This is a genomic window from Streptomyces sp. NPDC050548 (assembly GCF_044457385.1).
Classification (GTDB): Bacteria; Actinomycetota; Actinomycetes; order Streptomycetales; family Streptomycetaceae; genus Streptomyces.
Map to the genome: position 1 here is coordinate 243,839 of NZ_JBITGV010000016.1, position 19,390 is coordinate 263,228.

Consider the following 19,390-nt stretch of genomic DNA (forward strand, 5'->3'; position numbering starts at 1 on the left):
CGATGCGGCCGGCCGTGCGGAAGGGCTCGACCTGGCCTCCGCCTGCTTCCGCTGTGCGCCGTAAGGCGTCGATTCCGTCTTTCATCCGAACTCCTCCCGATTCCGCACCGAAGCGTGCGCGAATCTTCACAGGTCTTTTACTGCGACGCCCGCATGAATTCCATTCAGTATCGCGGGGTGGATGCAACGGTTCCTGGGTCCTAAACGGCATCATCACCTGGGAGGCCCAGCAGACCGACTATCCCTCGGTGGGCCCGGACCGCCCCGAGTACGAGCCGCGCGGTTGCCCGCGCGGGGCCGCGTTCTCCTGGTACACCTACTCGCCCACGCGGGTGCGCTACCCGTACGTGCGCGGTGTGTTGCTGGAGATGTACCGGGAGGCCAAGGCCCGCCTCGGCGATCCGGTGGCGGCCTGGGCGGACATCGTCTCCGACCCCGTACGCGCCCGCCGCTACAAGGCGGCGCGCGGCAAGGGCGGTCTGGTACGGGCGAGTTGGGACGAGGCGGTGGAGATGGTGGCCGCCGCGCATGTGCACACGATCAAGGAGTACGGGCCGGACCGGCTGGCCGGGTTCTCCCCCATCCCGGCGATGTCGATGGTGTCGCACGCTGCGGGGGCGCGGTTCTACTCGCTGCTCGGCGGCGTGATGCTGTCGTTCTACGACTGGTACGCCGACCTGCCGGTGGCCTCGCCGCAGGTGTTCGGGGACCAGACCGACGTGCCCGAGTCGGGGGACTGGTGGGACGCCGGCTATCTGATCATGTGGGGCTCGAACCTGCCGGTCACCCGTACGCCCGACGCGCACTGGATGGCCGAGGCCCGCTACCGGGGCCAGAAGGTCGTCGCGGTGTCGCCGGACTACGCGGACAACGTGAAGTTCGCCGACGAGTGGCTGGCGGCCCAGCCGGGTACCGACGGAGCCCTGGCGATGGCCATGGGACACGTGATCCTCAAGGAGTTCTTCGTCGACCGGCAGACGAAGCACTTCGCCTCCTACGTGAAGCGGTACACCGACCTGCCCTTCCTGGTCGCCCTCGACGAGGCCGAGGACGAGCCGGGCACCTACACGCCGGGCAAGTTCCTGACCGCCGCCGACCTCGGTGGCGAGGCCGCCCAAGCCGAGCACGCGGAGTTCCGTACCGTGCTGCTGGACGCGGCCACCGGGGAGCCGGTGGTGCCGAACGGCACGCTCGGCGACCGCTACGGCGAGACCGGGGTCGGGAAATGGAACCTCGACCTGGGCGACACCGATCCGTTGCTGTCGGCCGACGGCGGCGGCGAGCTGCCGGTCACGGTCGGACTGCCCCGCTTCGACGCTCCGGACGGCAGCGCGGACAGGCTGCGGCGCGGAGTGCCGGTACGGCGGGTCGCCGGACGTCTGGTGACCACGGTGTACGACCTGCTGCTGGCCCAGTACGGGGTGGCCCGCGACAGCCTGCCCGGTCGCTGGCCGTCCTCGTACGAGGACGCGACGGAGCCGTACACCCCGGCCTGGCAGGCGGCGATCACCGGCGTGGACGCCGAACGGGCGGCCCGTATCGCCCGGGAGTTCGCCGCCAACGCCGAGGAGTCCGGCGGCCGTTCGATGATCATCATGGGGGCGGGCACCAACCACTGGTTCCACTCCGACACCATCTACCGCGCCTTCCTGACCCTCACCACACTCACCGGCTGCCAAGGGGTGAACGGCGGCGGCTGGGCCCACTACGTCGGGCAGGAGAAGGTCCGTCCGATCACCGGCTACTCGGCGATCGCGACCGCCGCCGACTGGAACCGGCCGGCCCGGCAGATGATCCAGACCGCCTACTGGTACCTGCACGCCGACCAGTTCCGCTACGACCCGTTCTCCGCCGACACCCTCGCGGCGGCCGGTCCCGGCCGGGACGGCCCGTTCGCCGGGAAGAGCACCGCGGACGTCATCGCGCAGTCGGCTCGGATGGGCTGGACGCCGTCGTACCCGACCTTCGACCGCAACCCGCTGGACCTGGCCGACGAGGCCGCAGCCGCGGGCCGCCCGGCCGCCGAGCACGTGGTGGACGAACTGAAGGCCGGTCGGCTGCGGTTCGCGGGCGAGGATCCGGACGCACCCGAGAACTTCCCCCGGGTACTGACCATCTGGCGGGCCAACCTGCTGGGTTCCTCGGCCAAGGGCAACGAGTACTTCCTGAAACACTTGCTCGGCACCGACCACGCCGTCCGGGCGGCCGAGGCGCCGCCGGACGCCCGCCCGCGGGACGTGGTCTGGCGGGAGGAGGCCCCCGAGGGCAAGCTCGACCTCCTGCTCACTCTGGACTTCCGCATGACCAGCACCACGGTCTTCTCCGACGTGGTGCTGCCGGCCGCCACCTGGTACGAGAAGCACGACCTGTCGAGCACGGACATGCACCCCTTCGTGCACGCCTTCAACCCGGCGATCTCCCCGCCCTGGCAGACCCGTACCGACTGGGACGCCTTCCACACCCTCGCCAAGGAGTTCAGCCGCCAGGCCGCCGGTCATCTCGGCGTACGGAGGGACGTGGTCACCGCGCCGCTGCTGCACGACACCCCCGACGAACTGGCCAACCCGCGAGGGGAGGTGCGTGACTGGAAAGCCGGGGAGTGCGAACCGGTTCCCGGCCGCACCATGCCGAAGCTCGTCACCGTCGAACGCGACTACGGGGCGGTGGCGGAGAAGATGGCCGCGCTCGGCCCGCTGCTCGACTCGCTGGGCGCCACGACCAAGGGCGTCACCTTCAAGGTCGGCCGCGAACTGGAGTACCTGCGGCACAAGAACGGCACCGTGCAGGGCGGAGTGGCCGACGGGAGGTCCTCGATCGCCCGCGACACACACGCCTGCGAGGCGATCCTCGCCCTGTCCGGCACCACCAACGGGCACCTCGCCACCCAGGGCTTCCACACCCTCGAAGCGCGCACGGGCAGGCAGTTGGCGGATCTCGCGGCCGAGCACGAGGGGAAACAGATCACCTTCGCCGACACCCAGGCCGCTCCCGTCCCGGTCATCACCTCACCGGAGTGGTCGGGCTCGGAGACCGGCGGACGCCGATACTCCCCGTTCACCATCAACGTCGAGCGCCTCAAGCCCTGGCACACCCTCACCGGCCGCCAGCACTTCTACCTCGACCACGACTGGATGGCCGCCCTCGGTGAGCAACTGCCGGTCTACCGGCCCCCGTTGAATATGAACGCCCTGTTCGGCGAGCCACGCGTCGGCGACACCGGCGAACTCGGCGTGACCGTGCGCTACCTGACCCCGCACAACAAGTGGTCGATCCATTCCGAGTACCAGGACAACCTGTTCATGCTGTCGCTGTCCCGGGGCGGTCCGACGATCTGGATGAGCAAGGAGGACGCGGCGAAGATCGGCGTCCACGACAACGACTGGGTCGAGGCGGTCAACCGCAACGGCGTGGTCGCCGCCCGCGCGGTCGTCTCGCACCGCATGCCCGAGGGCACCGTCTACATGCACCACGCCCAGGACCGCCTGATCGACGTGCCCCGCACCGAGACCAACGGCCGGCGCGGCGGCATCCACAACAGCCTGACCCGGCTGCTGATCAAGCCGAGCCATCTGATCGGCGGCTACGCCCAGTTGACGTACGCCTTCAACTACCTCGGCCCGACCGGCAACCAGCGCGACGAGGTCACCGTCGTCCGCCGCCGCACAAATCAGGAGGTGACGTACTGATGCCCAGTGGCGAAGCCACCATCGGACGTGTCATGGCCCAGATGGCGATGGTGATGAACCTCGACAAGTGCATCGGCTGCCACACCTGCTCGGTCACCTGCAAGCAGGCGTGGACCAACCGCACCGGCGTCGAGTACGTGTGGTTCAACAACGTCGAGACCCGTCCCGGCCAGGGCTACCCCCGCCGCTACGAGGACCAGGAGAAGTGGCGCGGCGGCTGGGAACTCAACAAGCGCGGCCACCTCACGCTGAAGGCGGGCGGCCGTTTCAAGAAGCTGATCACGATCTTCTCCAACCCGGTGCTGCCGTCCCTCGACGACTACTACGAGCCCTGGACGTACGACTACGAGACCCTGACGAACGCGCCGCTGCAGGAGCACACCCCCGTCGCCCGCCCCAAGTCCCTGATCACCGGCAAGGACATGAAGATCGCCTGGTCGGCGAACTGGGACGACGACCTCGGCGGCTCCGTGGACCACGGCGACAAGGACGTGCTGCTGAACCAGGTCTCGGAGAAGATCAAGTTCGAGTTCGAGCAGACCTTCATGTTCTACCTGCCGCGGATCTGCGAACACTGCCTCAATCCGTCCTGCGCGGCCTCCTGCCCGTCCGGCGCGATCTACAAGCGGGAGGAGGACGGCATCGTCCTGGTCGACCAGGACCGCTGCCGGGGCTGGCGCATGTGCGTGACGGGATGCCCGTACAAGAAGGTGTACTTCAACCACCGCACCGGCAAGGCCGAGAAGTGCACCTTCTGCTTCCCGCGCGTCGAGGTCGGCCTGCCCACCGTCTGCTCCGAGACCTGCGTGGGCCGGCTGCGCTACCTCGGCCTCGTCCTCTACGACGCGGACAGGGTGCTGGAAGCGGCCTCCACCCCCGACGACACGGATCTGTACGAGGCCCAGCGGCAGGTCTTCCTGGACCCGCACGACCCCGCGGTCGTGCGGGCGGCGGAGAAGGCGGGCATCCCCCGGGACTGGATCGAGGCCGCCCAGCGTTCCCCGGTCCATGCCCTGATCAACACCTACAAGGTGGCGCTTCCGCTGCACCCGGAATACCGCACCCTGCCCATGGTCTGGTACATCCCGCCACTGTCCCCGGTGGTCGACGCCGTCCGCGACACCGGCGAGGACGCCGAGGACCACCGCAACCTGTTCGCCGCCGTCGAATCCCTGCGCATCCCCGTCGACTACCTCGCCCAGCTGTTCACCGCCGGCGACCCGGTCCCGGTCGACGCGGTGCTCCGCCGCCTGGCCGCCATGCGCGCGTACATGCGGGACATCAACCTCGGCCGCGAGCCGGACGCGTCCATCCCGGCGGCGGTCGGAATGGGCGAGGAGCAGATGTACGACATGTACCGGCTGCTGGCCCTGGCGAAGTACGACGAGCGGTACGTCATCCCGCCCGCTCACGCTGAACAGGCCCACAAACTGGAAGAGCTCGCCACCGAGTGCAGCCTGGACTACGAGGGCGGCCCCGGTATGGGAGGATCCGGCCCCTTCGGCGAGTCGTCCGGCGGCGCCGCTCCGATCGCGGTGGAGAACTTCCACGTCCTGCGCGACCGGCAGACGGCCGACACCCCGGCCGCCCCCACCGACAAGACCACCCGCGTCAACCTCCTCAGCTGGGACGGCAAGGGCTCCCCGCCCGGCCTGTTCCCGGACAGACCGTCCGACGGCAGCGAGGCCGACGGGGAAGCCGAACTGAGGCCATGAAGAGCAAGAGCACGCGCACCGCCCGCACCCAGCCCTGGCACCCCCACGCCTGGCAGGCCCAGTCCCTGCTGCTCGACTACCCCGACGAACAGTTCGAGCAGCGCCTGGCCCTGGCCGGCCAGGTCGCCGCCACGCTGCCGGGACCCGTCGCCCGCCCCTTGCTCCGCTTCACGGCACACGCCGAGCAGACCACCCCCGCCGATCTGGCCACCTCCTACGTCGCCACCTTCGACCACCGCAAACGCTGCTGCCCGTACCTGACGTACTACGCGTACGGCGACACCCGGAAGCGCGGCATCGGCCTGCTGCGGCTGAAGCAGGCCTACGCCGCGGCCGGCTGGCGCCTGGGCGAGGACGAACTGCCCGACCACCTCGCCGTCGTCCTCGAATTCGCCGCCACCGACCCCGCGGCCGGACACGGCCTGCTCACCGAACACCGTGCCGGCCTGGAACTCCTGCGCCTGGCCCTGACCGACGACGGCTCGCCCTGGGCGCACGTCCTGGACTCCGTCTCCGCCACCCTGCCCGCTCTGGCCGGCGACGACCGCGAAGCCGTCATGCGCCTGGCCGCGCAGGGCCCGCCCGAGGAGCAGGTCGGCCTCGACCCGTACGCGGCATCCCCCGTGTTCCTGCCCGACCCCGTCGTAGGAGGACCCCGATGACCGCGACCGCGCAGCCCCTCACCCTGGCGGCCCAGGCAGGCACCGGCGGAACCCTGTTGTGGGCCGTCCTGCCCTACGTCTCGCTCGCCGTCTTCGTCCTCGGCCACATCTGGCGTTACCGCTACGACAAGTTCGGCTGGACCACGCGCTCCTCCCAGCTGTACGAGAGGCGGCTGCTGCGCATCGGCAGCCCACTGTTCCACTTCGGCATCCTCGTGGTGCTCCTCGGCCACATCGGCGGCCTGGTCATCCCCAAGGGCTGGACCGAGGCGGCCGGCGTCAGCGAGCACACCTACCACATCGGCGCGGTCGTGCTCGGCACGATGGCGGGTGTCGCCACGCTCGGCGGGCTGGCCATCCTGATCTACCGGCGCCGCACCGTCGGCCCGGTCTTCTCCGCCACCACCCGCAACGACAAGGCCATGTACGTCTCGCTGACCCTGACCATCGCGCTCGGCCTGTCCGCCACGGTGGCCGCCAACGTCATCGGCGGGGGATACGACTACCGCGAGACCATCTCCCCCTGGTTCCGTTCCATCTTCTACTTCCAGCCCGACCCCGATCTGATGACCGGTGTCCCCGTGCTGTTCCAACTGCACGCGATCAGCGCCCTGCTGCTGTTCGCGGCCTGGCCGTTCACCCGGCTCGTCCACATGCTCACCGCTCCACTGGGCTACCTGACCCGCCCCTACATCGTCTACCGCAGCCGCGACACCCACCTCGGCGCCCGCCCGCCACGCCGCGGCTGGGAACGCGTGGGGTGATGAGCGACCGACCGCCGTGCAGTCATCCTGCGGCGTGTCAGTGGCACCGCGTCACGGCCGGAGCCGGCCCACGCCCACCGATCGACGCTTCACCGGTCGGCGACCGGGCGGCCAAGCGAGCGGTAGGTAGGCAAGCGGGCAAGGGACCGCCCGGTGACCTCATCTCGGGCCAAGGGGCCCCGTAGCGAGGGAAGTTCGGCCCTGTCGGCGTCGGCGGAGCCACCGGGATCATCGACGGGACGGGTGGATCCGCTCCCCACCGGTGGATCCGCTCCCCACCGGACCCAGTGGTGAAGGTGCGTCCCGTTCCCGGCATTCCCGCACCCTGAAGGAGTCCCATGCTTTCGCCCGAGTCGGCCGCTGTCGTCCGTGCCACCCTGCCAGCTGTCGGTGGCGCCCTGGACGAGATCACCACCCGCTTCTACGCCACGATGTTCGGCGAACGGCCCGAGCTGCTGGACGGGCTGTTCAACCGCGGCAACCAGGCAAGCGGTGAACAGCGCAGGGCGCTGGCCGGATCCATAGCCGCCTTCGCCCAGGCGCTGCTCGCCGACCGCGACACCCGGCCGGACGCCCTGCTGGCCAGGATCGCCCACAAGCACGCCGCGCTCGGCGTCACCGAGGACCAGTACACGATCGTCCACAAGTACCTGTTCCGTGCCATCGCCGACGTGCTCGGCGAGGCGGTCACCCCGGAGGTGGCCGCTGCCTGGGACGAGGTGTACTGGCTGATGGCCGGCGCCCTCATCGCCCAGGAAGCCCGCCTCTACCAGCAGGCACAGGTCGATCCCCACAAGCCGTGGCGGCAGTGGACCGTGGTGGAAAGCCGGGAGGAGACCGCGGACGTGACCTCCTTCCTGCTGCGCCCCACCGACGACGGCCCCCTGCCACCGGCCCGCGCCGGCCAGTACGTCAGCGTCCGGGCGCTCATGCCCGACGGAGTCCGCCAGACCCGCCAGTACAGTCTGTCCAACGCCCCCGGCGACCGGATACGCCGCATCACCGTCAAGCAGGTCGCGGGCGTGGCCGAGGCCCCCGAGGGCGAGGTCTCCAACCACCTGCACCGCACCGTGCGCGCCGGAGACGAACTGACGCTGTCGGCACCCTTCGGTGACGTGGTCCTCGACGACGCCGACACACCGCTGCTGCTCGTCTCCGCGGGCATCGGCTGCACCCCGATGGTCGCCATGCTCGAACACCTCGCGGCCACCGGAGCCACCCGGCCGGTATGGGTGCTGCACGCCGACCGCTCCCCGGCCGAGCACGCCCTGCGCGCCGACACCGACCGCGCCCTGCGTGAACTCCCGGCCGTTCGGGCCCAGTTCTGGTACGAGCAGGACGCCGCCCGCGAACCGGGCTCCCGCCCCGGCCTGATGGACCTCACCGACCTGGACCTGCCCGCCGACGCCGACGTCTACCTGTGCGGCTCACTGCCCTTCATGCGTGCGGTGCGCACCCAGCTGCTGAAGGCGGGCATCTCCGCCCGCCACATCCGCTACGAGGTCTTCGGCCCCGACCTGTGGCTGGCCCACGTGGAGGACTGAACCCGCCCGCTTCATCGGTGACCTGACCGCCGCAGGGGAGGACGGACGCTCCCGGTCTGTTCGGACGGGGTGGGGAACTCCAGGCGGGACTACGTGCTGCAGTAGTCGCCCATCGGCGCGGAGAGCCCCGTTGCCAGGCTATTTCAGTGGCAGTAGCTGCCTCGTGCTGGATGGCGGCCGACGGCTGGGCCGCGATCACCCTTATGACCAGGCGAATCACCCGCGAAGTTCTCGCAGAAGCGGACAGTCGACCTCCCGCGAGGCCCAACGCGACTGATCGTCTTGGCGCTGGCAGTCAGCAACCCCAGCAAGAGGACGCCTGGGCCCTCGGACCTGGACCATCCTCCCGTCACCACTGCGAGACCGTCAGCGAGAGGCCCAGAACTTCGCAAACCGCACTCAGGGGTGGCTCGCCGTGTCGATGTACATCTTGGTGACGTCGGTGATGAAACCGCGGCTGCTGTCGGGACTGAGGGCCAGGGCCTGGAGGTGGTCGAACATCACGCTGTAGTGCTGCACGTCGGATGGCTTCTCCAGGTAGAGATCGCTGGTGAACCGTTCCAGGTACACCAAAGGAACAATCCGCTGCCGCTGCCCTTGAGCGGTCGGAGGATGTGATAGTGACTGACGAGTGTGATCAGGATGTCCTCGATCTCACCCTTGAATCCGAGGTGTTCCATGGTGCGGAGCTCGGATCGGATCACGTCCGTGTTGCCCGCCGCCGCAACAGTCAGGTCGAGGTCCTTGCCACCCCCCCCCCAGAGTGCCCAGCGCCATACCGCTGGTGAAGTCGACCAGGGCAGTTCCCAAAGCGCCCTCGATCGACGTCATGATGTCCTTCAGACAGATCTCCACATTGCTCATGCAGGCATCTCCTCCTTGTCGCTGCGAGACTCGGGCGTAGCCCTCCTCGCCGATGCCCCGGACCTTACGTAGCACTGTGGCCCGGCAGTCCCGTTGTTCCTGTACTGGCCGAGGGAGCCCCGAAAAGGGCGGATGATGCGATGCCTGCGACCGCTCGTGCTCGGCGAATGGCGCTCTCCGCAACCCCGATGCCAGTGCCGCCGAGTGTCAGCGAATGCCCGAGTCGAAGGGGGGCGACGGTGGTGAACCGTCCGATCGTGATGGTGTCGGGCACTCCCTCGGGCAGGCAGGTGACCGCCGCGGTTGGCACAAGTGCGGTCGGGGTCCGAACGCCGGTCGGCTTTGCGAACCCGTTGCGAGCCCAAAAGGTTCCGCGGGACCCCGCATCCGTACTCCTGTACGTGCGGCTCCGAACCGGACAGGAGACACAGTGCTCGTTTCACGGAGAACGGCGGGAACTCTCTTCGTGGGTGGCGCGCTCAGCCTCACCCTCGGATCGCTCCTGTACCCCGCCATGCTCGGAGTCCAGAAGGTCGGCAGCGCGCCCGAGCGGGTCATCGCCACCCCGGCGACCGGACCGCTGACGGAAGCCGACCGGGATTTCGTGGTCGAGGTGCGCTCCGCCGGATTATGGGAGTACCCCGTCGGTCAGATGGCGTTGAAGAAAGCCACGACGAAAGCCGTCAAGATCGCGGGGGAGCACCTGATCGACGGGCGTGCCTCGCTCGACGCCGACTCCCGCGAAGCCGCCGGCAAGTTGGGCATCACCCTGCCCGACCAGCCGTCACCACAACAGCAGGGCTTCGTGGCCGGACTGAACGCGGACAGAGGCAAGCAGTTCGACACCGACATGGCCACCCTCCTGCGCGCGACGGACGGCCAGTTCCTCCCCACGATCGCGAGCGTCCGTACCACCACGAGGAACTCGCTGGTCCGCGCCCTGGCCGACCAGGCCAACGACATTGTCCTGGACCACATCGCGGTCCTGGAGAAGACCGGTCTGGTCGACTTCGACCAGGTCCTCCCCCAGGAGACCACCCCGCCCACGCTCCCGGCCCAGGAGCTGACCCCGCCACCCCCGGTCGCGACACAGCCGCAGGTCGTTCTCACTCCGCCGGCGAACAGCACGCTCTCGCCGAGTCCGACGGTGGGGTGAGGACGCGGGCCGAGCCGCCTACGCCAGCCAGGCCGTCGCGTCCGGCCGCGCTTTGAGGAACACCGGGCCACCGGGCGGCGGTCGCCTTCGCCGTCGGCGAAGCACCACCAGCCATCCAGTGGGGATGGTCAGCCTCGCGGCAGCGAGCGGGGGAACCCGAAGCGGGCGAGGACCCCCAGGTCTCCGAAGCGGGTGAGCGTGTGGATCCGGTTGCCCCGCAGCGTGAGCACGATGAGACCGCAGGCCCGCCGGATCGGCGCGCTGGGGTCGGGGAGGTAGAGAACGAGGGCGGGCTGGCTGTTGGCCCGGGTGGGGAGGAATGTGAGGTCCTGGCCCACGTGGGATTCCAGGAGGAATCCGGCGATCGGCCGGGGGCCCCGGTGCTCGGCGGGTTCGGGTGGCATGGTGAGCCTGGCGTCGTCGGTCAGAAGGGCCACCAGTTCGTCTCCCACGCCTCCCAGGTCGGCGAGAAAGGGTTCGTGCTGAACGGCGGGCTCATCCCCAAGATGAACCACTCCTGCGAGCCGGACTGCGGAGTCCGCCTCAACGCCGGCGGCGCCCACGACCTCATCGCCCGCCAGCCCATCCCCGCAGGCCAGGAGATCACGTTCGACTACGCCATGCGGAACTGCTCCGTCGATCACTTCGCCGCCCCCTGCCGGTGCGACTCACCGCGCTGTCGTGACCGCATTACCGGCTGGAAGGATCTACCCGCCGAGCGCAAAGCCGACTACCACGGCCTCGTCGCCCCCTATCTCACCGACATCGACAACCAGCCCTCTACCGAGCAGCCCGGACAGGTCGCGCTGATCGAGTGAAGGACGCCGCGCAGATCCCGGTACATGACCGAGAGAGCCGCGACTGCCCCCTGGACAAGGGACTCCCCAGCTCGGAAGGCCGTCCTCGTCCATCACCACAACCTCGCTGTGAGATCGGAAAGGCTCCTTTTGGAGCAGCGGGTGTGGACGCCGGGAGCGTAGTGGCACCAGGTGCCTCCGGCCCCGGCTGCAAGTTGGGCGGTCGTCTCGTCGTGGTAGCCGAGCATGCAGGCGATCAGGGGTGCGGGGACCTTCGCGACGAGGTGGCGGATCGCCGCTGTGCGTCCTCGCTGGGCAGACAAGCCCAGACGGCGGAGCCGGAGTTATGGACTGGGTTAGGTGCTGTCCATTGTCCATCGGAGCAGTCATTAGCCACATTGGGCCGTAGGTCCGGGGTCATGCCGCCCGCAGGAAGCCAGACACCGCCCGCTGCGGGAGCCGACTGCCGACCACGACAAACTCGGCTGGCACGGCGAAGACGGGGAAGACGAACCGACCGTCAGGGTGATGGTGTCCAGGCGATTGTGCAGCGAGCAGAAGCCGATCTGGTACACGCGTCAATCGTTGGCGAGAGCCGTGTGGACGGAGGAGACTGCGCCAGCGCCGTCACCGACGGCGGTGGCCACTCTTTTCGTCGAGCCTGAGCGGAGGTCGCCGACAGCGAAGATCCGGGGTGCGCTTGTCTGGAATGGCAGGGTTGTACCGAACGGTTTTGCGGGCAGCCGGCTGCCCGTGAGGATGAAGCCGTCGTCGTCCTTGGCCACATCGGTCAGCCAGCCCGACACCGGGTCGGCGCCGATGAAGCAGAACAGGGCGCGGCAAGCCAGCCGGTCCTGACGCCCATCGGACCTCTCGGCAATGATCGACGCGAGGGTGTCACCGCCGACCAGTTCGCGGATCCTGCTGCTGGTGTGGACCCGGATCCGCGAATGTGCCCGGATCCGGTCGCTCAGGTAGGACGACATCCGGGCTCCGAGGTCGGCGCCGCGGATGATCAGGTCCACTGTCGCGCCACGGGCGGCGAGGGACAAGGCCGCCTGCCCGGCAGAGTTGGCGCCCCCGACGACCGTCACCGGCTGACTCTCATAGCCCCGGACGTCCAACTCGGTCGCGGCGTACCGGACACAGCCGGACTTTTCGAAAGTCGTCCATTGCGCCAGGTCGAGGTGCCGGTAGTGCACCCCGGTCGCGGCGATCACCGCGCGGCATTGAATTCTTGCGCCGTCCTCCAGCAGGACGGCAGGCCGTCGCTCCTCGGAGAGGTCCAAGCCGACCACCGCGCAGGGCGAGTGGATCCTTACGCCGAACTTGAGTGCCTGGACCATCGCCAGACGGGTCAGGTTCTGGCCGCTGACTCCGTGGGGGAAGCCCAGGTAGTTCTCGATGCGGGCGCTCTTGGCGGCTTGGCCACCGAGCCCGGCGCGATCCAGCAGTACGGTGACCAAGCCCTCGCTCGCCCCGTACACGGCGGCGGCCAGACCCGCCGGGCCGGCGCCCACCACGACGAGATCGACCGGACGCCCGTCGGCTCGATAGGTGAGACCGAGCACCTCGGCCAGAGTTCTGGGCGTCGCGCGCCTCAGCAGCGAACCTTTGACCATCGCGGCCGGGAGGTCGTCCTCGCCGAGCCCCGCTCGTCTCATCAGTGAGCGTCCGGGGTCCGAGGCCGCGTCGAGCCAGTAATTCGGCAGAAGCATCTGCGCGACATAGGTGCGCAGTTCCAGCGTCTCCGCCGCATCCGACCGGCCGACAAGCTCCAGGGCATTGCCGGCCGTCTCACTGATCACTTCTCGCCGCTCCCGGAACGCCTCGATCAGCGTGTCGGCGATGTCGACCTGTTCGGCGAGGGCCTGGCGCAACATCGTCGGCCGGATTCGGATGATTGTCCCGGCGGACGCCACCCGGGCGGTCAGGTAGACGTGCTGTCCGGTCAGCAGGTTGAGCTCCCCAAGAAAGTCTCCGGGGCCGCTCCGGTAGATCAGACGCTCCGGCTCGATCGCCGTCGCTTCCCGGACGATGTCCACGCTCGCCGACCGGAGCAGGAAGAAGTCGTAGGTGTCGTCGCCGGACGTGTGGAGCTCCCGGCCGGGCTCGGTGTGCTCCGCCTCGCCGTACTCGGCGAGGCGGCGGAACTGCTCGTCGTCCAGGACCGGCCCGCGCTCCGCCACAGCGTCGTTCACGTGGTTCCTCCGTCGCATCGGACCAGAACGGGTCTCTTGCCAAAGCAGTGGTTCCAGCGAGCTGTTCAGACACGAACGGGAACGGGCGTCGGCTTCACCCGGGCGACGGTCATGACGTACAGGAGCAGACCTACGGTGGTGAGGACGAAGCCGGCCCAGACGGTGGATAGTGTCCCCCAGCCGGCGTCGAGGGCGATCGCGCCGCCGATCGCGCCGAGACAGTTGGCCAGGTTGAGGGCGGCCAGATTGAGCGTTCCCATCAAGGTCGGGGCGTCCGGTGCGAGATCGGTCAGCCGGACCTGGATGGTGGGGATGGCGAACATCATGGTCGCGCCGACGCCGAACAGGCAGGGCAGCAGAACCACCAGGTCGGCGCCTGCCACGCCGATCAGCACCAGGAACGCCAGCGCACCGCTGTAGCCCCAGATCAGACCCCGGTTCTCGTACCGGTCGGCGACCCGTCCGCCGACGTGGTTGCCGACCGCCATGCCGAGGCCGAAGACGGCGAGCGCGATCGGGATGAGCGAGGCGTCCCGCCGCGCCGCGTCGGTGACGAACGGGCCGATGAACGTGTAGACGGCGAAGATGCTGGAGATGCCGAGCGCGGCGACGGTGACCATCAGCCAGACGCCTCGCCGCCGGAGGGCGCCCAGTTCGCCCGTGAGGGAGCTGCCGCGCAGGTCGTCGGTGCGGGGCAGCCAGGCCATCAGGGCGGCTCCGGCGAGTAGGCCGACGGCGACCACGGTCCCGTACAGGGCGCGCCAGCCGGCGTGCTGGCCGATGAAGGTGCCGAGCGGCGACCCGGCGATGGTGGCGAGGGTGAGTCCTCCCATCACGGTGGCGAACGCCTTGCCGCCCTTGCCCGGCCCGTACACGTACGCGGCGACGACGGCACCGGCGCCGAAGAACGCACCTTGCACGCTGCCCGCGACGAACCGGAAGACGACGAACGACGCGATGTCCGGCGCCAGGGCGGAGAGTCCGTTGCCGACCAGGAACAGTCCGATCAGGCCGAGCAGCAGAGTGCGCCGGTTGACCCGGGCGGCGAGCAGGGTGATCGCCGGAGAGCCGACCATGACCCCGAAGGCATACGCGGTGATCGCGTAGGTCGCGACCGGAACGGACACACCCAGATCGGACGCGAACAGCTGGATGATGCCGTTGCTGCCGAACTCGCCGGCCCCCATCGCGAAGGTCCCCAACGCCAGTGCGAACAACGTCAGCCTCGGATTCCTGATGGGCGACTTCGCGGAGGTGTGCCGCTTCTCCTCGGCGGTGCACTGGCTGTCGTATGCGCGCTGATGCATTGTCTCGTCTCGTCCTCGGCAGGAGGGTCAGTTGGACGGCGTACGGGCCGGTGCGGAGCGAAGATCAGATGTGGGGGGCGGGTCGTCGCCTTCCCGGAGGCCGTGGCGGGCATAGAAGCGCCGCAGGGGCTCCGGCGCCCACCAGTTCGCGTTTCCGAGCAGGCGCATTGTGGCCGGTACCAAGAGCGCGCGGACGATCGTCGCGTCCACCAGGACGGCGATGAGCATCGCCACCCCGATCAGCTTGATGAACGTGATTCCGGAGATGGAGAACAGCCCGATCACGACCAGGATGAGCAGCGCGGCGCTGGTGATGATCCGGCCGCTGCGCTGCAGCCCGACGGCGACCGCCGCGGTGTTGTCGCCGGTCCGGTCGTACTCCTCGCGGATCCGGGACATCAGGAAGACCTCGTAGTCCATCGACAGCCCGAACACGACCGCGAGTATCAGGATCGGTTGGGTCGCCTCCAGCGTCCCGGTGGAGGTGAAGTCCAACAGGCCGGAGAGATGGCCGTCCTGGAAGATCAGGACCAGTGCGCCGAACGAGGCGCCGAGCGACAGGATGTTCATCACGATCGCCTTGATCGGCAGCACGACGGAGCCGAAGGCGAGGAACAGCAGGACGAAGCCGGCGCCGCCGATGATCAGCGCCATCCAGGGCAGCAGACGGCCCACGGCGTCGAGTTGGTCGGTCAGCTGCGCGGTCTGGCCACCCACCAGCGCCGCACCACCCGGTGGTGCCGGTACGGCCCGGATGCGGCTCACGAGATCCCGCGACTCGGGCGATATGGGATCGCCGCGGTATGTGATCGTGACCCTGGCGACGTCGCCGGACCCACCCGTGACCTTGGCTCCGGACACCCCGTCGACGGTTCGGACGGCGTCGACGTAGCGCTCCAGACCGGCCCGGTCCGACGAGGTCACGATCGCCTCGATGGGCACCTGGCCGTTCCGTACGAAGTCCCGGTCGAGGGTTTCCGTGACCACACGGCTCTCGGTACCCGTCGGCAGCACCCTCGGGTCGATGCCGCCGAACTCGACGCGCAGGAACGGCGCGGCGGCCAGCAGCAGGACCGTGAGCACGCCGGTCGCATAGACGACCGGGCGGCGCATGATGCTGTGCGCGAGGCGATACCAGAACCCGTGCGCGACCTCGTGCTGCGGGAGGGCCGACGGCGGGCGGCGGATCAGCCGCCGTACCGAAAGTGCCTCGACCCGGGGGCCGAGGACGGCGAGCAGGGCCGGCAGCACGGTCAGTGCCGCCACCATCGCCACCACGACCGCCGACAGACCGCCGAGGCCCATCGAGCGGAGGAAGGACATCGGGAAGATCAGCAGTCCGGCCAACGAGACGGCGACGGTGACGCCGGAGACCGCGACCGTACGACCGGCGGTGGCCATCGTGCGGGCGACGGCGTCCTCGACACCGAGCCCGCGGGCGATCTCCTCCCGGAACCGCCCGACCATGAACAGGCCGTAGTCGATCGCCAGGCCCAGTCCGAGAATCGTCACCACGTTGACCGAGAAGACCGAGACGTCGGTCAGGTAGGTCATCCCGCGCAGCGCGGTGAACGCTCCCAGGATGGCCAGAGCGCCGATCGCGAGCGGCAGGCTCGCCGCGGCCACACTGCCGAAGACGACGACCATGAGCACGAGCAGCACCGGTACGGAGATCGTCTCGGCGAAAGCGATGTCCGCCGCGACCCGCTCGCGGATGTCGCGGTCGACCGTGGTGGCGCCGCCGACCTGGGTCCGCAGGCCGGGCGCGGCCAGTTCGTTCTCGATCCCGTCCAGCGCTTCGCCGCGCTGCGCCTCGTCGTCGCCGGCCAGGGTCAGCACCGCATAGGTGGCGTGCCGATCGTGGCTGACCAGGGCCGGGCTGCCGGTGCTCCAATAAGTGACGGTCCGGGTCACCACGTCATGCGGGAGCGCTTGGAGCGTCTGCGTGGCGGCTTGCCGGAACGCCGGGTCGTCAACTGTCGCGCTGGAGCTGGTGTACAGGACCACCACGTCGTTGCCGGTCCGGCCCAGCGTCGCCTCGGCACGTGCAGCCGCGCGCGAGCTCTGGCCGGCCGGGTCGTCGAACCCTCCGGTGGTCAGCGAGCCGAAGACCCGCGCGCCCCAGATGCCGCCGAGCGCCAGGAAGGCCGCGGCCAGGCCGATCACCCACCACCGTCGGCGGACCATCGTCCGCCCCAGCCTCTCAAACATCGCCGCCCCCTCCTGGCTTCGTCGGCTTGGTGGTGTCAACGCGCGGCGCGCTTGACGAGGGCTGCCGTCGCCGCGGGCTGCGCGATCATCGCGACATGCGAGGTGTCGGCCTCGACGGTGTGCGTGCCGGCCCGGCGCGCCATGAACCGTTGCGCCGCCGGGGGCAGCACCTGGTCGTCGCGGCCCACGAGGTACCAGGACGGAATGGTCTTCCAGGCCGGGGCGCCGGACGGTTCCCCGAGGGTGCGCACGTCCGCCGGCCGCTGGCCGGCCCACATCAGCTTGGTGGTCGCCTTCGGCAGGTCCCCGGCGAACACGTCGTGGAAGAGCTCCTTCTTGATGTAGCCGTCGACAAGGCCCTCACCGTAGGGACGGAAGTCCAGCGCCGCCTCGCTGAGCCTGCTTCCCGGGTACTTCGTCTGCAGGCCCAGCAGCGTCTCACCCTGATCGGGCACGAACGCGGCCACGTAGACCAGCGCCTTCACGTTCGGATTGCCGGTCGCGGCGTTGGTGACGACGATCCCGCCGTAGGAGTGCGCGACGAGGACGAGCGGGCCGTCGAGGGTCGCGAGGATGGCGGCCAGGTAGGCGGAGTCGGAGGCCACGCTGCGCAGTGGGTTGGGCGGTGCGATGACCGGATAGCCGTCGCGGATGAGCCGGGAGGCGACCCCGTTCCAGCCGGAGGCGTCAGCGAACGCGCCGTGCACGAGTACCACGGTGGGCTTCTGGCCGCCGCTTCCGGTGTGTGCCTGCGCGGCCGGCGCGTCGAGTGCGGCGCCCAGTACGACCGCGGCGGATCCGGCCAGCAGCCCTCGGCGAGTTGTCGTCATCGATATACGCCCTTCGATATCCGCTGTTTCAGTGGTGATCGCGGTCAGCGTAAAGCCGGCTACTTGACGAACACTGAACAGATATCCGGGCGCCAATTCCGTTGTTGTCAAGCGCGACTTCGTGCAAAGCCTGAATACACGTCGGTGAAATACCCGCCGGGAAAACCGAGTTGCCCTGGCCGGGCCAACAACCTCTGTGAGTGGGTGCTGCGGGGCTGTCGTCCCGCTGGCGGCCGGTACAGGGCGGGCGGCGTCACCCCGCTGTTTTTTCCTGGGCGACGGCACTCGGCGCCGCAGTGTGGGCCTGCTCGTCCAAGGTGTACCGGCGTTGCAGCGCTATGGCGATCGTCATGAGCACGGCCGGCACCAGAGTGAAGCCGTAGCGAACGGCCGCCAACGCGCCGGGAGACTGCGTGGTGTGCTCGCCCGCAGTACTGGCCACGAACCCGCCCGCAGCCAGGCAGGCGGAGTACAGGTACGGCCCCACTGCGCCGCCGGTGGCCTCCGCGGCGGTCCACACGCCGGTGTAACTGCCCGCACTGGCGGCACCGTTCGGCCCAGCGGCGGCGATGACGTCGGGCACCATCGACAGCGGCATCAGTTGCATCGCGGCGAACGCGACACCCAGCACGGACACCGCTGCGATCAGCAGAGGCAGGCCCGCCGCAGCGCCCAGGGCCAGCACCAACGAGCCGGCCACGAACGCGGCCTGGGCGACGAGCAGGCTGCGCTGCTTGCCGAGACGCCGGGCCACCAGTACCCACAGGGGCGTGGTCAGGACCGCCGGCGCCATGAACGCCGCGATGAGCACCGTCGTGAGCGAGGCGCGGCCCAACGCGTACTCGGCGAAGTACGGCATGGCGGCCAGCACCAGGTTCATCGTGATCGCGACGGTCAGATACGACGCGGTCAGCGCACGGAACTGCCGGTCGCGCAGCGCCACCAGCAGCCCGCCCCGGTGCCCCGACTCGGCCGGGGTGCCCGGCGCGGCCCGGTTGAGGCGGGCGACGCCGGTGATGCCGACCAGCATCGCCGCGAGCATGACCGCGCCGAGCAGCAGGGCCATCCTCGTGTAGTCGCCGACGCCCGGATCGTGGCCGGCGACCAGCGGCGCGGCTACGCCGGCGAGCAGGACGCTCACGGTGATCACGACATTGCGGTAGCCCATGAGGCGGGTCCGCTCGTGGTAGCCGATGCCCAGGTCGGCCGGTGTGGCGAGGTAGGAAACCTGGTAGAGCGAGTAGAGCACGTTGCCGGCGACCAGTGCCGCCGCGACCCATATCGCGGCGGTTGTCCCGTGCAGGTCCGACGGCACGGCGAACATGGCCACGAAGGCGAGCATGACGACGCAGCCGGACACCATCAGTCGCCGTCGGTGGCCAGTGGCGGCCCTGTTGGCATCCGAGATCCGGCCTACCCACGGGTGCAGCACGATGTCGGCGACATTCGGCAGCAGCAGCGCGAGGCCGGCCGTCTGCGGTGGCACGGCCAGGACGTCGGTCAGAAAGTACAGCAGGAAGATGCCCGGCACGGTGACCCAGATGCCCATGCCGACCGAACCGGCGGCGAACGGGGCGAGTGCGCGCAGGGGGAGCCGAACGTTGGTCATGAGCCGCCTTCCGGAAATCCACCATCAGGGACTGCCGTTGCTCG

The 19,390-nt window shown here is 69.4% G+C and carries 13 protein-coding genes and 2 pseudogenes; 7 read left to right on the forward strand and 8 right to left on the reverse strand.

Features of this window, described 5'->3' with window-relative positions; genetic code table 11:
- Positions 1–2: 2 nt before the first annotated feature.
- The 5 genes from ACIBJH_RS36300 (at position 3) to ACIBJH_RS36320 (ending at position 8,371) form a co-directional block, all read left to right on the forward strand.
- On the forward strand, positions 3–3,686 hold the full coding sequence (locus tag ACIBJH_RS36300; protein ID WP_399121205.1) for a nitrate reductase subunit alpha: 3,684 nt from the start codon (positions 3–5) through the stop codon (positions 3,684–3,686).
- On the forward strand, positions 3,686–5,401 hold the full coding sequence (gene narH, locus ACIBJH_RS36305) for a nitrate reductase subunit beta (protein ID WP_399121206.1): 1,716 nt from the start codon (positions 3,686–3,688) through the stop codon (positions 5,399–5,401). The genes ACIBJH_RS36300 and narH overlap by 1 nt, the downstream gene beginning before the upstream one ends.
- Positions 5,398–6,063 (forward strand): nitrate reductase molybdenum cofactor assembly chaperone, encoded by a 666-nt coding sequence (narJ, locus tag ACIBJH_RS36310; protein ID WP_399121207.1) that lies wholly within the window; start codon positions 5,398–5,400, stop codon positions 6,061–6,063. Before narH ends, narJ begins: the two co-directional genes overlap by 4 nt.
- A complete protein-coding gene (gene narI / locus ACIBJH_RS36315; RefSeq protein WP_399121208.1) occupies positions 6,060–6,827 on the forward strand; it encodes a respiratory nitrate reductase subunit gamma in 768 nt (255 codons plus the stop codon). Before narJ ends, narI begins: the two co-directional genes overlap by 4 nt.
- Before the next feature lie 338 nt (positions 6,828–7,165).
- Positions 7,166–8,371 carry a globin domain-containing protein gene (locus ACIBJH_RS36320; RefSeq protein WP_399121209.1) on the forward strand — a complete coding sequence of 402 codons (1,206 nt, stop codon included), beginning with the start codon at positions 7,166–7,168 and terminating at the stop codon, positions 8,369–8,371.
- Positions 8,372–8,770: 399 nt separating this feature from the next.
- Here ACIBJH_RS36320 and ACIBJH_RS36325 read toward each other — a convergent pair.
- Together ACIBJH_RS36325 and ACIBJH_RS36330 are read right to left on the reverse strand one after the other, a co-directional pair.
- Positions 8,771–8,944: pseudogene (locus ACIBJH_RS36325) on the reverse strand (Scr1 family TA system antitoxin-like transcriptional regulator); the annotation flags it as partial.
- Positions 8,872–9,235, reverse strand: a pseudogene (locus ACIBJH_RS36330) (hypothetical protein). The pseudogenes ACIBJH_RS36325 and ACIBJH_RS36330, both read right to left, overlap by 73 nt.
- A gap of 466 nt (positions 9,236–9,701) precedes the next feature.
- Between ACIBJH_RS36330 and ACIBJH_RS36335 the strand changes: the two are divergent.
- Positions 9,702–10,391 (forward strand): DUF4142 domain-containing protein, encoded by a 690-nt coding sequence (locus ACIBJH_RS36335; RefSeq protein WP_399121237.1) that lies wholly within the window; start codon positions 9,702–9,704, stop codon positions 10,389–10,391.
- A 128-nt stretch (positions 10,392–10,519) separates the two neighbouring features.
- Here the strand turns inward: ACIBJH_RS36335 and ACIBJH_RS36340 are convergent, their stop codons facing one another.
- Positions 10,520–10,843: a hypothetical protein gene (locus ACIBJH_RS36340; RefSeq protein ID WP_399121210.1), complete on the reverse strand. Its 324-nt coding sequence runs from the start codon at positions 10,841–10,843 to the stop codon at positions 10,520–10,522.
- A 27-nt stretch (positions 10,844–10,870) separates the two neighbouring features.
- On the opposite strand from ACIBJH_RS36340, the gene ACIBJH_RS36345 reads away from it, so the two are divergent.
- Positions 10,871–11,209 carry an SET domain-containing protein-lysine N-methyltransferase gene (locus ACIBJH_RS36345; protein ID WP_399121211.1) on the forward strand — a complete coding sequence of 113 codons (339 nt, stop codon included), beginning with the start codon at positions 10,871–10,873 and terminating at the stop codon, positions 11,207–11,209.
- Positions 11,210–11,766: 557 nt separating this feature from the next.
- Here the strand turns inward: ACIBJH_RS36345 and ACIBJH_RS36350 are convergent.
- From ACIBJH_RS36350 to ACIBJH_RS36370, 5 genes are all read right to left on the reverse strand, one after another.
- Positions 11,767–13,389, reverse strand: coding sequence for an FAD-dependent oxidoreductase (locus tag ACIBJH_RS36350; protein WP_399121212.1), 1,623 nt, complete (start codon positions 13,387–13,389; stop codon positions 11,767–11,769).
- A gap of 65 nt (positions 13,390–13,454) precedes the next feature.
- On the reverse strand, positions 13,455–14,696 hold the full coding sequence (locus ACIBJH_RS36355; RefSeq protein ID WP_399121213.1) for an MFS transporter: 1,242 nt from the start codon (positions 14,694–14,696) through the stop codon (positions 13,455–13,457).
- Between the two features lie 27 nt (positions 14,697–14,723).
- Complete coding sequence (locus tag ACIBJH_RS36360) at positions 14,724–16,907, reverse strand: MMPL family transporter (protein WP_399121214.1); 2,184 nt, start codon at positions 16,905–16,907, stop codon at positions 14,724–14,726.
- Positions 16,908–16,942: 35 nt separating this feature from the next.
- Positions 16,943–17,737 (reverse strand): alpha/beta fold hydrolase, encoded by a 795-nt coding sequence (locus ACIBJH_RS36365; protein WP_399121215.1) that lies wholly within the window; start codon positions 17,735–17,737, stop codon positions 16,943–16,945.
- Positions 17,738–17,990: 253 nt separating this feature from the next.
- Positions 17,991–19,346, reverse strand: coding sequence for an MFS transporter (locus ACIBJH_RS36370; RefSeq protein ID WP_399121216.1), 1,356 nt, complete (start codon positions 19,344–19,346; stop codon positions 17,991–17,993).
- Between the last annotated feature and the right edge of the window lie 44 nt (positions 19,347–19,390).

Excerpts from the sequence above, each read along its gene's own strand:
- ACIBJH_RS36370 (WP_399121216.1), bottom strand. The coding sequence starts at position 19,346 with ATGACCAACGTTCGGCTCCCCCTGCGCGCACTCGCCCCGTTCGCCGCC.
- ACIBJH_RS36360 (WP_399121214.1), bottom strand. The coding sequence starts at position 16,907 with ATGTTTGAGAGGCTGGGGCGGACGATGGTCCGCCGACGGTGGTGGGTG.
- ACIBJH_RS36300 (WP_399121205.1), top strand. The coding sequence starts at position 3 with ATGCGGCCGGCCGTGCGGAAGGGCTCGACCTGGCCTCCGCCTGCTTCC.
- ACIBJH_RS36355 (WP_399121213.1), bottom strand. The coding sequence starts at position 14,696 with ATGCATCAGCGCGCATACGACAGCCAGTGCACCGCCGAGGAGAAGCGG.
- narH (WP_399121206.1), top strand. The coding sequence starts at position 3,686 with ATGCCCAGTGGCGAAGCCACCATCGGACGTGTCATGGCCCAGATGGCG.
- narJ (WP_399121207.1), top strand. The coding sequence starts at position 5,398 with ATGAAGAGCAAGAGCACGCGCACCGCCCGCACCCAGCCCTGGCACCCC.
- ACIBJH_RS36320 (WP_399121209.1), top strand. The coding sequence starts at position 7,166 with ATGCTTTCGCCCGAGTCGGCCGCTGTCGTCCGTGCCACCCTGCCAGCT.
- ACIBJH_RS36365 (WP_399121215.1), bottom strand. The coding sequence starts at position 17,737 with ATGACGACAACTCGCCGAGGGCTGCTGGCCGGATCCGCCGCGGTCGTA.
- narI (WP_399121208.1), top strand. The coding sequence starts at position 6,060 with ATGACCGCGACCGCGCAGCCCCTCACCCTGGCGGCCCAGGCAGGCACC.